Raw genomic sequence first — 11958 nt, 5'->3', positions numbered from 1 at the left:
CACGGTCACCGCCACCACCTCACTGGCAATGCCTTTTTCCTTGAGACGCACGGCCTCTTCCACGGCAATCTCGCAGAAAGGATTCATGGCCATCTTGACGTTAGTAAGGTCAACGTCTGACTGATCCGGCTTAACGCGAATCTTGACGTTATAGTCAATGACGCGCTTGATCGCGACGAGTACTTTCATAGAAGCATCCCTAATCAGGGTTATTGATAATAATAAGTAAAAGTAGAGGTAGCTAAATAAAAGCAAATATCGAGCTTTCTCCCATCGTGCTATTACGCTGCTAGTACACTTTCCAGTTCAGGGGATGCCCGTCACAATTTGACGAGCATCGAAAAAAAAGCGTTAGCTTATAATTTAGCGCCTTAGTCCACAGCAACTGCAGTGATTTCACGACGGAAGGGCAGATCGTCACCGATATCCTCGCTGTCCAGCTCGCGAGCGTAGCGGTGCCCAGCATAGGTTGCCCAGGCAATCGGGCCCGGTGCATTGGCATCACCGATGAGCTTCACTGACTTGATGCCGGCGTCTTCCCACTCGCCTTCACGCTCCATCAATGCTTCGTACAGCTCATTGTTTTCCTCGAGACCGGCAACTATCACGACGGCATCAGCGTCAAATTTCTGGGTATACTGGGTGTAAACGCAGTTGCTGACAACGTGATCGGCGGCAACTTTAGTAATGCCCCGGTTCAGCACGATATCCACGCCGGCCTCTACCAGGCGGGGGTGGATGGCGACCTGTTCCAGCGTGTTACGTGTCCAGTCTGACACATAGGCCGCTGGCGTAATCAACGTGACATCGGCACCGTTTTTCGCCAGCAGCTCAGCCATCACGCCGCCCATGTAATAGTGGTCATCGTCAAAGACAATCACCTTGCCTTCAGGAATATCCCCGTCCATCAAGTCATCCGGCGTATATACCTTGGCATCTGAGGACATCGGCATCGGCACCACATGCTGACGGGCCACGCCGTCGCGGCGCCAAGTGGCACCGGTAGCGATCGCCACATTCTCGAAGCCGAACTCCATGATGTCGTCTGCGCTCAGCTTGCTATCCAGGAAGATATCAACATCGGAGCGCTGGGAGAGTTGATACTGGCGATAGTCAACCACCCGCCCCCATTCACTAAGTCCGGGAAGCTTGCATTCCCGAGTCACACGACCGCCGATTTCCGTGCGGGACTCGGCTACGGCCACCTGGTAGCCACGGCGACACAGTGCCCAGGCTGCCTCCAGGCCGGCTGGGCCTGAACCCACCACCAACACGTTGTCACTATCGCCTTTGGGGTTCATCTTTTCGGGGTGCCACCCTTTACGCCACTCCTCCATGAAGGTGGGGTTCTGGGTGCAACGGCTGATCGACATAGTCATATCGCCGGTAATGCAGATATTGCAGCCGATGCATTCGCGAATATCTTCAATCCGCCCTTCTTCGATTTTCTTAGGCATGAAGGGATCGGCAATTGAAGGGCGCGCGCAGCCGATGAAGTCGAGCACGCCAGAACGCACCTGCTTGGCCATGACATCGGGGCTGGTAAAACGGCCCACGCCAACAATAGGCTTATCGGTGAGCTCATGGATACCACGCACCAGCTCCTGCTGGGCCCCTTCTGCCTTGAAGCGCGACGGCCCTGAACAGTCTTCCCAAGTACCCTGTGCTAGATCCCAAAGATCCGGCAGGTCCTTGTTCATTTCAACATAGTCCCGCAGCTCGGCGTTGGAAAAGCCCAGCTCACCGATCGTTTCGTCAAGACTCACGCGCAGGGCAATCGCCATGGTATCACCCACCGCGTCACGAATATCGGCAATGACTTCCTGGGAAAACCGCGCCCGGTTTTCCAGGCTACCGCCATATTCGTCCGTACGCTGGTTGGTAGCACGGCTCAGAAAATGCTGGAAAATACCGAAGCCATGGGCTCCGTAAAGGTTAATGAGGTCGAACCCTGCCTCTTTTGAACGCTTGGCGGCGTTGACAAACCAGCGGCGCAGATCACGAATATCGCGCTTGGTTAGCGCCCGCGCCTGAACCGGATCGTTGGTAAAGGTACGAATGGGCAGAGCCGACGGCGCCATGGGTACTTCTTTCGAGTAGAGGTTTGGCCCGTTGATGCCAGAATAGGCAAGCTGAATGCCCGCCAGTGCCCCATGTTCCTTCATTCTTTCAGACATCTTCCTCAGCTGCGGAATGTCATTGTCATCCCATAGCCTGAGCTCGATAAACGGCGTGATTTCTGAAGTATGGTGCATCTCGCACTGCTCGGTGAAAATAACGCCCCAGCCACCTTCGGACTTGATTTTGCGCATTTCAGCCGCCGCCGACGGGTCACGATAGCCGCCGCCGTTACAGTGCGGAACCTGATAGAACCGATTTTTGGCAGTCAACGGTCCAATCTTGGTCGGCTCAAAGAGTATGTCATAGCGTGAGTCGCGCATTGCTTAGTCCTCTCATTTTACAATCTTTCAACAACCCTGATAAATGTATCAGGGCTCTTCGACGTCGGGTGTGGAATTCACCCCCTGAGCTAGGCCAGGATATGACCTCCACGATGACAGGAGGTAGGACATGGACGATACCTGTATTCACGGAGCACTCCTCGCTTCGCTTTCTTGTAAAGATTGTTGTTAGCGCTTGGCGATTTTATCCAGGGGTTCAGGTTTAAACAGCGGCTTTTTCATTACCAGCTTGATCCAGACCACGGCTATTAGGCTGACGATGCCCAGCACCACACCGGCGTTGGTGAAAATCTTGACCGTCAACTCCGGAGTCGGCGAGGCATAGACGATGGCGTAAGCCATGCCGACGATGCCCAGCAGCTGCGGCAGCGGATAGAAAGGCGCGCGGTACGGACGCTTGACATTCGGATAGCGAATGCGCAGCGCAATCACGTTCATATGAGCGATAATGTAGGCCAAAAGCCAGGAAATAGCGGCTGATGTCAGCAGCAGGCCCACGGTGCTTGCGTCGTTACCCCACACCAGCAGCGGCAACCCGGTAACACCGGCAATAAACAATACGGCTACCCACGGCACCCGACTGGTACGAGTCAACCAACCTAGCATGGGGAAGGCCTGGCCCTGGTCCGCCATCCCCTGCAGCATGCGCGGCACCGCTGCCAGAGAAGTGTTGACGGTGCTGCAAGTCGCGGTTACTGCCGCTACCGCGAGCAAAAAGGTGCCCGACCCGCCAAAGGTCGCACTGGCATATTCCAGGTGCGGCAGCTCGGCAGAAGTAAGAATGTCACGTGGCACATAGAAGAGCGCACCCAGGCAATAGATGGCAAAGACCACAAAAATGGTAGTCAGGCCAATGTACATGGAGCGCGGGATATTGCGCGCGGGATTACGCGCATCACCAACCAGCGGGCAGACGAACTCGGCACCCACATAGCCCCAGACCGCCAGCGCGATCAACGTGAGAGCGCCATCGCCCAGATTGAAGCCATCCGCCAGCTTGGAGACGCTATAGGTATGGGGAGCAAAGCCACCGCTCAGCGCGCTTACGCCAAGCAGCAGCAGCGCCACCACCATGGCAAACGCCAGGACATACTGCAGCTTGGCAAACACATCAATGCCCATCAGGTTGAGCAGGGTGAATACGCCGAGAATACCGAAGGCAACGTAGTTGGTACTTTCCACAGCCGGATAAAGCACGCCAAGGAAGTAATTGACCAGCAATAGTTCGGCGGAAAGCGCAAACATCGCCACTACCACATAGCCGGAAAAAACCGAAAGAATGGCCGGAAAATGCCCCAGCGCTACTTCGGTATAGGCACTCAGACTCCCGGCTCGAGGTACCAGTAGTGCCAGCTCGGAGAAAGAGGCGGCGTAGCAGAGCGCCAGCACCCAGGCGATGGCCAGCGGTACAATGAAGGCGGCGCCGACAATGCCCACGCCCTGAAGCATGATCACCATTGCGCCCTGGGAAACAACCAGGCCAACGGCAACGGCGATCAGGGATTTGATGCCCAATGCGCCGCAATCTTGCGTAGCGGCACCACCGGACGCTGCCGCAGTCGTTTTGACTGCAGCTGTCTGTTGTTGACTCATACTAACCCTCATTATTGTTGTCGGGGTTTTAACCACTCGCCTGCAGGGGAGTCAGGCGAGCGTGTCAGCCAGGGGACCAAGCCTGCGTCATAGACGAATCCAGGTAGTCTTGATCTGAGTGAACTTGTCCAGGGCGTGAAGCGAGAGGTCACGACCAAAGCCGGACTGCTTGTAGCCGCCAAACGGCGTGATGAAATCGATAGCGTCTACGGTGTTGACCGACACAGTACCGGCCTGCAGGCGACGAGAAATCCGATGAGCCCGAGACAGGTTCTCGGTCCACACCGAGGCAGCTAGACCGTAGATGGAGTCGTTGGCAATCGCGACTGCTTCATCCTCGTCAGCAAACTCGATCAGCGCCGCCACCGGGCCAAAGATCTCTTCCCGGGCGATAGTCATCTCTGCGGTCACACCCTCAAATAGAGTTGGCGACACGAATGCGCCCTTTTCTTCTTCACCCGGCACCTCGCCCAAGGCTAGCCGCGCACCTTCCTCAAGCCCCAGCGAGATATAGCCGCGTACTTTACCCGCGTGATCATCATCAATCAGCGAGCCTATATCGGTAGATGGATCCAGCGGATCGCCAACCTTCAGCTGGGAGGCAGCGGCGACAAAGCGCTCGACAAAAGCCTCCTTGATGTCTCGCTGGACGAGGATCCGCGAGTTAGCCGAGCACACTTCGCCCTGGTTGAAATAAATGCCCTGCACCGCAACTTTCGCGGCTTCATCCAGGTCACTGTCGGCAAAGATCAGGTTGGGGCTCTTACCACCGCACTCCAGCCACACCTGCTTCATGTTTGACTGGGCAGAGTATTCCAAAAAGCGCTTGCCGGTAGCGGTGGAGCCGGTGAAGGCCAGGCAATCGACGCCGCTGTGCAGACCAAGCGCTTGACCGGTAATGTGGCCGTGACCGGGCAAAACGTTGAATACGCCGTCAGGGATGCCGGCCTCCTTGGCCAGCTGAGCCAGGCGCAGCGCTGTTAGCGGCGACTGCTCAGCGGGTTTCAGGATAACGCTGTTGCCTGCGGCTAGTGCCGGCGCCATTTTCCAAGCGGTGATATCCAGGGGAAAATTCCAGGGGATGACAGCTGCCACGACGCCTACCGGCTCCCGGGTGATCGTGGCCAGGTTATTGCCATCGGTAGGCGCTACTTCGCCGTATAGCTTGTCAATGGCCTCGGCATACCAGCCAAAACAACCTGACGCACCGGGAATATCAAGCTCGAACGCATCGCGGATCGGCTTGCCTGTATCCAGCGTCTCGAGTAGCGCCAGCTCTTCCTGGTGCTCCATCATCAGGGCAGCCAGACGCTGTAGTACTGCCTTGCGCTCTGCCGGTGCAGCCAGGGACCATTCGCCGGCATCGAAACTCTTGCGGGCAGCGGCCACGGCACGATCCACGTCTTCGCTACTGCAGGCCGCAACGTCTGCCAGAACGTCACCGGTAGCCGGATTGCGGTTCGTCAGCGTTTGGCCATCGCTGGCTGGGGTGTTTTGGCCCGCGATAAAAGCCTCGCTGGGAATCACCAAGTGGGAGCGAAAATCGTGCCAGTAATGAAGATCAGGTACCGCCATTGAGTGCTACTCCATGGGCCAGGGTGTTGTTATAAAAAGGTCGTGTCGGCAAAGAGAACGACCGTGAAAATCACCATAGCCCTACGGCAGTAGTTAACTAAAATATTATTATACTAACCTTTAGAACATTTTATCCTATCCAAAAGCCATGACGGTTGCGCAAACGCACCTCAGCGTTACACCCTTCTAATGCGCAGCGTTTCAAAACGCTCGAATACCGCCGACTGGGCTTCAGCGTCTTCGACCAGGCGAAGCATAGCCTCCGCGTTAGGCGGCAAGCGCAGCTCGCTCAGGCAAGCAATACCCAGGGTCAACGGGAGTGCCTCGTCTTCCAGAGCAAGCGCCTTCAAGTGATCGCCGCCGAAGTGCTCAAGGGCATCAAGCGGTGTATTGAACAACGAAAATCCGAAACCGTTAGCCACAAGCCCGCGCAGCATGTCCATCGATTTGGCACGGTGTGCCACGCTGGGCGTTAATCCGTAATGAGTAAAAATCGATAGAAAGTACTCACGGCTCAACGGCCAGTCCAGCAGCACCATGGAGTACGTCACCAGCTCTTTTAAGGTAATGCTGTCGCGATTGCCGAGCGGATGATCGACGGAGACAACGGCATAAGGGGGAAGGCGATACAGAGGGGTAAAATCAATCGTTTTGGGAATATCCAGGTCATAGGTGAAGGCCAGCTCATAGTCCCCTTGATTCAGGCCACGAACGATATCCTTTTGATTCATCTCGTCACAATAAAGGCTCACTGTCGGGTGACGATCGGCGTAAAAACGCAGGAGCCGGGGCAGGAAAACGGGTGCAAAGGTAGGGAAAGTGACCAGCCGAAGCTCACCACCTACATTTTCGCCCATGGAGATGGCGAATTTTTCCAGCCCTTCGGCATCACGCAGAAACTGGCGGGCCCTATCCAGCAGCAGCCTTCCGGTAGGGGTCAAGGAGAGACCCTGGGCGTGATGACGGACAAATAACTGTAGACCCGTGACTTCTTCTACGTGCTGAATAGCTGCCGAAATAGACGGCTGGGAAACGTGTAACTTTTTAGCCGCCTGAGTCACACTGGACAGCTCTCCGGCTACTGTAAAATAGCGCAGCTGCTTAAGGGTAAGTTGACGCATCGGTTCGTTATCACCGTCACAGGACGAATAGTGGCACCCCGCGTCAGACCGCAGGGCGAGCAATATGAGCTTATCATGCGCCCCTGTTTTCGTCTCGTGCGATACTATTTTACCCAGCCCACCTCAACGGACAGGCCACCTTATCCGCCATTCGGCTATGCCCGAGCAGCCGTCGAAAAGTTATTCTCGACCAGCTGCCGCGCATCGGGATCTTCTAGCGCTACTATTAATTTGGCCAAAAAAGCCTCACAGCGAGCCAGCTGTTCGCGCGTTACAAACTCATCGGGCTGATGCCCCTGAGCCATGCTTCCCGGTCCGCAAACCAGCGTCGGCAAGCCCAGCTCTCGCTGAAAGAGCCCGCCCTCTGTACCAAAACCAATACGCTCCCGAGCACGCTCGTCCAGTAGGGCAAGAATGAAACCCACCATCCCATGGTCATCATTCATCGATAGCCCCGGGTACTCTGTCAAACGCTCCAGGCAAATGCCGGCCTCGGGGTGCGACGTGCGCATTTGCTTCTCCAGCGACGAGGCAAGCTCCATCAGCTCAGTGAGCAAAGCTTCGGCATCATCCTCGGGGACGTTACGTATTTCGAGATCAAAGGAGCAGTCTTGAGGCACGATGTTAAGCGCTGCACCGCCTTGAACGGTGCCCACCTGCAAAGTGGTATGTGCAATGGCAAAGCGCTCGTCGAACGGCCCTTCCGCCGCTTTTTCCCGAGCCTTGTTTTCTACCCAGCCAATCAGGTGCGAAGCGGCATGAATGGCGTTAACGCCTTCGGGTGCCATACCGGAGTGACATGCCTTGCCTCGCAGATGGAGGCGCACGGCAAGCTTGCCTTTGTGGCTGGTTGCCAGTCGCATTGAGGTTGGCTCACCCACCAGGCAGGCCGCAGGTCGAACCGGTTGATGAGCCAGATCGTCGAGTAGGCTCCGCACACCCAGGCAGCCGACCTCTTCGTCGTGGGAAAAGGCCAGGTGGACCGGCACTGCCAGCTTGGCCTCGACCAAGGCGGGCACGGCGGCTAGCACAGCGGCGAGAAACCCTTTCATATCGGCGGTGCCGCGGCCGTAAAGGCGCTCACCCTCAGCGGTTAGCTGAAAGGGGTCAACGCTCCACTTCTGTCCACTCACCGGCACAACATCGGTGTGGCCGGAAAGCATGACGCCCGCTCGTTCCGCAGGGCCAATCGTTGCGTAAAGATTCGCCTTTTCGCCGGTTTCATCCACAATACGCCGCGATGCCACACCGTGACTTGCCAAATAGTCTTCAATAAAACCGATGAGCGGTAAATTGGTAAGGTGGCTGGTGGTATCAAAGGCCACCAGCTCGGCAAGCAAATCGACGACCGAAGTTTGGGACATGGAAGCACCGAATCATCAGAAATAAAAAACGGGCGGCCCGATGGCCGCCCTGCTCTTAACTAAGAGCCGAACTCCAGGAGCCGGGCTTGCTTAACGCTCATCGCCCGGCACGCCGTAGGAAGGGGACTGGTCGGGCCGCGACGCTCTGAGTACATAGGCATCGCGCTGGGGCAGGTAGTTTTCCCAGACCATACGCAGCTCGCTCAGCGGAGAAATGTGCCAGTCTACCCGTAGGTCAACCACCGGCCAGCTCGCCTGATCTGTTACCTTCAACCCTGCCGAATAAATAGGTCCCATCTCCCCTCCGGCGGCCAGGGCGGCATCCATCGCGGCCAGTAGCCGCTCGGCAAGCTCGCCCTCATGCGCCTCAAACGCTTCCACCATAGCCCGGATAACCGCCTTGTCGGCAAGCATATTGCCACCGGCAACGCAGTCTTTTCCCTGGTGCGTCGCGTAGATACCCAGCGTTTCCTCGCCGCTGTGCACAGCGCTCTCGCCCTTGCTATCCAGCACCTGCAGCTGTCGCCACTCAGGGAATTCTTCATGTTCACACAGCTGCGTGAGCACGTCGTCCGCTCCCTGGCCTTTCTCCAGCAGTTGAACACCGAGCTGACCCAGCGCCGGGTTAGTAACGTTTTGCGTCAGCACAACGCCTTTCCCGGGAGCAACAAAAGAACAGCGGCTGGCAACGCAAATGCTGGAAGAGCTGATTGCGGTACCAAACTGGCCTGTCTCACGGCAAAAGCCAGCAACAGAAAAAGTCATTACGTTTCCTCCTTGTCCGGTATGACGGCAACAACATCAATCTCCATGAGCCACTCAGGCTGAGCAAGCCCCGACACAATCAGGCCGGTAGAGATCGGAAAGACACCTCTGAGCCAGTCTCCGACCTCACGATAAACCGGCTCGCGAAAACGCGGGTCGGTGATATAGGTCGTCGTCTTGACGATGTGGCTGAGGTCAGAACCGGCCTCTTCAAGCAGCTGCTTAACGTTGCTCATCGCCTGCTTGGCCTGAGCGCCCGGGTCACCCAAACCTACCAAGTTACCGTCAAAGTCAGTACCTACCTGACCGCGTACGTAGACCGTATTACCGGCACGTACCGCCTGGCACAAATCATTATCTAGTGCCTGGTTAGGGTAGGTTTCTTTCGTATTGAACATACGAATTCGAGTATGTGTAGGCATCAGCTAACCTCCATGAGTTACGCCTGGCTGTGAAGATAAACCATTATTAACGTGCTCATATATTACTCGGACTCAGTCTCGAACTTGGCCACGCTCTGAACGGCGTTGTGATATTCCAGATACTTGCGCTGTTTGGCAATCTGGTCAGCGAGATATTTGGCATCATGCCAAACGCCCCAGATAAAGCTGGAACCACGGTGTGACAGCCACGGCAGGCCCAAAAAGTAGATGCCCGGCTCACTTGACACACCTCGATGATGTTTCGGCTTGCCGTTTTCATCGCAGGCCTCCACGTTTTTAAGCCAGCTGTAATCGACAGCAAAACCGGTTGCCCAGACAATCGTCTTGACGCCGGCTTCCGCCAGGTCAAGCTTCAGGATGGGGTCTTTCACACAGCCTGGGTCCGGAAGAATCTTGCGAGCTTCCGGCTCTTCCGGCAGATCAAGCCCGTTGCGCGCGATATATTCATCGGCGGCATCCAGCTGTGACAGGTAGTTCTCATCGCCACGCCGGATATTATCCGCAAGGTCGGGCTTGAAGCGCACCACACCGTTGTCGAAGGAGTCTGTCAGCCCCACCAGCGTTACACCCTCATGGGCAAGCGCACGAAAATCGACTGTCTTGCCACCGTGCGCACCGCTAACGGCGATAGTGACATGCTCCATTCCCGGCTTGATGGTTTCCGCATCCCACTCGCCGAGAACACCCAGCCACCAGCAGAAATCGCGGTTGCGGTAGGAACGCGGCGGACGGTCATGCGCCCCAACGGACAGGTAGACCTGTTTGCCGGCGCGCTGCAGCTCTTCGGCAATTTGCACGCCTGAAGAGCCGGCACCTACTACCAGGACTCCCCCTTCGGGAAGCTGCTCGGGATTGCGGTAATCCGACGTATGCATCTGGTAGAGAGCATCATCCTTGGGAGCAATCGGCGGAATAGCAGGCCGTTGGAAAGGGCCGGTCGCGGCAACGATGCGATTGGCCTCAAAGACACCTTCAGAGGTGTCAATGGTATACCCCAAACGGCCGACGTTACGCTCCACGTTCTTGACCTCAACGCCGGTGCGAATCGGTGCCTCTATCTTTTGGGCATACTTCTCAAAATACGACGCAACGTTTTCTTTTGAAGCAAAGCCTTCGGGATCCGTTTGGTCCTTATCGAACTCCATTCCGGGAAAGCGGTCATGCCAGGCGGGCCCGTTAGCCACCAGCGAATCCCACCGCTCCGAACGCCAGCGCTCGGCAATGCGGCTCCGCTCCAGAATCAGGTGAGGGACGCCCAGCTTGCCAAGATGCTCGCTCATGGCAATACCAGCTTGCCCGCCACCCACGATCAGGGTATCTGTAACTGTCTTTCCGGAAGAATCAGGGGTCGTCATGGGAGAACTCCTTGTTGTTCTATGTGCTACCTAATTGGCGTCTTTTACTGACTGCCCCAGAGACTAGAGATCCGGCTTGGTTAAATAAAATATTAATATCATTTTTTTAGGATAAAAAAAAACTATACAGACGTCAGCTTTACAGCTTTGTCTTTTACCCGAAGCCATCCACTGCCTAGCGAGGCAGCAGCGCTTCGAGTCCGTCTACCTGGCCACAGCGATCGGGAAAATAGCCCGGCAACGCCGTCACCGCCGCCTGAAACGCCTGGCTAGCCAAGATGGCACGAAGCTGCTCAACCCTGGGTTCCGCGAGACTTCGACGGTGGCAAATCAGCAGATAGTCCTCCAGCGCCAGAGGCACAAACGCCAGGCCAAAGCGTCGCGCGGCAGCCTCCACGCCGAAACCGGCATCCGCCATCCCCGCCGCCACATAGGCCGCGACGGCCGAATGGGTATATTCTTCCAGCTCATAGCCTGAAATCTTTCCCGCCGGCAAATCGGCTGACGCCAGCAAACCGTCCAGTAGCGCTCGCGTACCGGAGGCCCCCTGGCGGTTGATAAAGCGAACCTCCCTGCGGGCCAGGTCATCCAGCCCCCGGATGGCAAGCGGATTGTCCGAGGCCACCATCAACCCCTGACGACGCGTGATAAAGCGCACCACCCGGTGGCTGCGCGGTTTGAGTAAACCCCGGTAGTTACGGCTGACTGCCGCGCCCACTGCACCTCTGGGCAAGTGAAAGCCGGCCAGATCGCAGGCGCCGCGGTTGAGCGCCGCCAGCGCTTCCCGGGGGGGGCAATACTGCAGGTCAAGCCGCAGCTCCTCAAGGTAGGACGGCAGCAGCTCAACGGCATAGCCGTGGCTAGCGTGCAGTCGCAGCACCGGCTTGATGCCTTCGAGCGACTGCTGAATGGCCAGGTTGAGCTCTGAGGCCAGGCTTTCCAGCTGCGGACCCAGTCGGGCGCTCATACGCTGCTCGGCCCACAAGAGCTTTTCGCCTAGCGGCAGCAGCCGGGCTCCCCGCCCTCGCTGGAGCTCAACCAGCGGCGTGCCAAAGAACTCGTGCCATCTTTTGAGCATGTTCCAGGCATGGCGATAGGAAATGCCCACGTCGCGAGCCGCCAAAGTGAGCTTGCCGTGCCGGTGCACCGCCTTGAGCAGCTCAAACAGCTTGGGGTCGAGCTGGTTACCGGCTTCGTCGCTGAAGCGCCAGGCCGGCGCAATTTGGATCTTCTTCATATGAATAAACTTTCATATTTTGCCTTTTTCAAGTCGATGCTAG

General features: G+C 56.8%; 9 protein-coding genes and 1 pseudogene. All 10 read right to left on the bottom strand.

Translation table 11 applies throughout. The features are described 5' to 3' along the window. Positions 1-189, bottom strand: a pseudogene (locus tag RS027_RS07025) (electron transfer flavoprotein subunit beta/FixA family protein); the annotation flags it as partial. Between the two features lie 182 nt (positions 190-371). Then, positions 372-2441: an oxidoreductase gene (locus RS027_RS07020; RefSeq protein ID WP_311955428.1), complete on the bottom strand. Its 2070-nt coding sequence runs from the start codon at positions 2439-2441 to the stop codon at positions 372-374. 189 nt (positions 2442-2630) lie between these two features. Next, the gene (locus RS027_RS07015; RefSeq protein WP_311955425.1) at positions 2631-4055 is read right to left on the bottom strand and encodes an APC family permease; all 1425 of its coding nucleotides are present in this window, start codon (positions 4053-4055) and stop codon (positions 2631-2633) included. 87 nt (positions 4056-4142) lie between these two features. Next, positions 4143-5630, bottom strand: a complete 1488-nt coding sequence (locus RS027_RS07010) for an aldehyde dehydrogenase (protein ID WP_311955422.1) — start codon at positions 5628-5630, stop codon at positions 4143-4145. A gap of 176 nt (positions 5631-5806) precedes the next feature. Next, positions 5807-6751 (bottom strand): LysR family transcriptional regulator, encoded by a 945-nt coding sequence (locus RS027_RS07005; protein WP_311955418.1) that lies wholly within the window; start codon positions 6749-6751, stop codon positions 5807-5809. 155 nt (positions 6752-6906) lie between these two features. After that, complete coding sequence (argE, locus tag RS027_RS07000) at positions 6907-8115, bottom strand: acetylornithine deacetylase (RefSeq protein WP_311955417.1); 1209 nt, start codon at positions 8113-8115, stop codon at positions 6907-6909. Positions 8116-8205: 90 nt separating this feature from the next. Further along, a complete protein-coding gene (locus RS027_RS06995) occupies positions 8206-8880 on the bottom strand; it encodes a DUF1028 domain-containing protein (protein ID WP_311955415.1) in 675 nt (224 codons plus the stop codon). After that, entirely contained in the window at positions 8880-9302 is a 423-nt protein-coding gene (locus RS027_RS06990) for a RidA family protein (protein ID WP_311955413.1), read from the bottom strand. The genes RS027_RS06995 and RS027_RS06990 overlap by 1 nt, the downstream gene beginning before the upstream one ends. A gap of 62 nt (positions 9303-9364) precedes the next feature. Next, positions 9365-10678: a flavin-containing monooxygenase gene (locus tag RS027_RS06985; RefSeq protein WP_311955411.1), complete on the bottom strand. Its 1314-nt coding sequence runs from the start codon at positions 10676-10678 to the stop codon at positions 9365-9367. A 175-nt stretch (positions 10679-10853) separates the two neighbouring features. Then, positions 10854-11915: a substrate-binding domain-containing protein gene (locus RS027_RS06980; RefSeq protein ID WP_311955410.1), complete on the bottom strand. Its 1062-nt coding sequence runs from the start codon at positions 11913-11915 to the stop codon at positions 10854-10856. Positions 11916-11958 lie beyond the last annotated feature (43 nt).

The sequence above is a fragment of the Halomonas garicola genome (assembly GCF_031935715.1).
In the GTDB taxonomy this organism is placed as follows: domain Bacteria; phylum Pseudomonadota; class Gammaproteobacteria; order Pseudomonadales; family Halomonadaceae; genus Vreelandella; species Vreelandella garicola.
The sequence above is the reverse complement of the archived record's forward strand: the minus strand, read 5'-3'. Positions and strand labels throughout refer to the sequence as shown.

What these genes read in the sequence shown, in the direction of transcription:
- RS027_RS07020 (WP_311955428.1), bottom strand. Translation starts at nt 2,441, where the DNA reads ATGCGCGACTCACGCTATGACATACTCTTTGAGCCGACCAAGATTGGA.
- RS027_RS07015 (WP_311955425.1), bottom strand. Translation starts at nt 4,055, where the DNA reads ATGAGTCAACAACAGACAGCTGCAGTCAAAACGACTGCGGCAGCGTCC.
- RS027_RS07010 (WP_311955422.1), bottom strand. Translation starts at nt 5,630, where the DNA reads ATGGCGGTACCTGATCTTCATTACTGGCACGATTTTCGCTCCCACTTG.
- RS027_RS07005 (WP_311955418.1), bottom strand. Translation starts at nt 6,751, where the DNA reads ATGCGTCAACTTACCCTTAAGCAGCTGCGCTATTTTACAGTAGCCGGA.
- argE (WP_311955417.1), bottom strand. Translation starts at nt 8,115, where the DNA reads ATGTCCCAAACTTCGGTCGTCGATTTGCTTGCCGAGCTGGTGGCCTTT.
- RS027_RS06995 (WP_311955415.1), bottom strand. Translation starts at nt 8,880, where the DNA reads ATGACTTTTTCTGTTGCTGGCTTTTGCCGTGAGACAGGCCAGTTTGGT.
- RS027_RS06990 (WP_311955413.1), bottom strand. Translation starts at nt 9,302, where the DNA reads ATGCCTACACATACTCGAATTCGTATGTTCAATACGAAAGAAACCTAC.
- RS027_RS06985 (WP_311955411.1), bottom strand. Translation starts at nt 10,678, where the DNA reads ATGACGACCCCTGATTCTTCCGGAAAGACAGTTACAGATACCCTGATC.
- RS027_RS06980 (WP_311955410.1), bottom strand. Translation starts at nt 11,915, where the DNA reads ATGAAGAAGATCCAAATTGCGCCGGCCTGGCGCTTCAGCGACGAAGCC.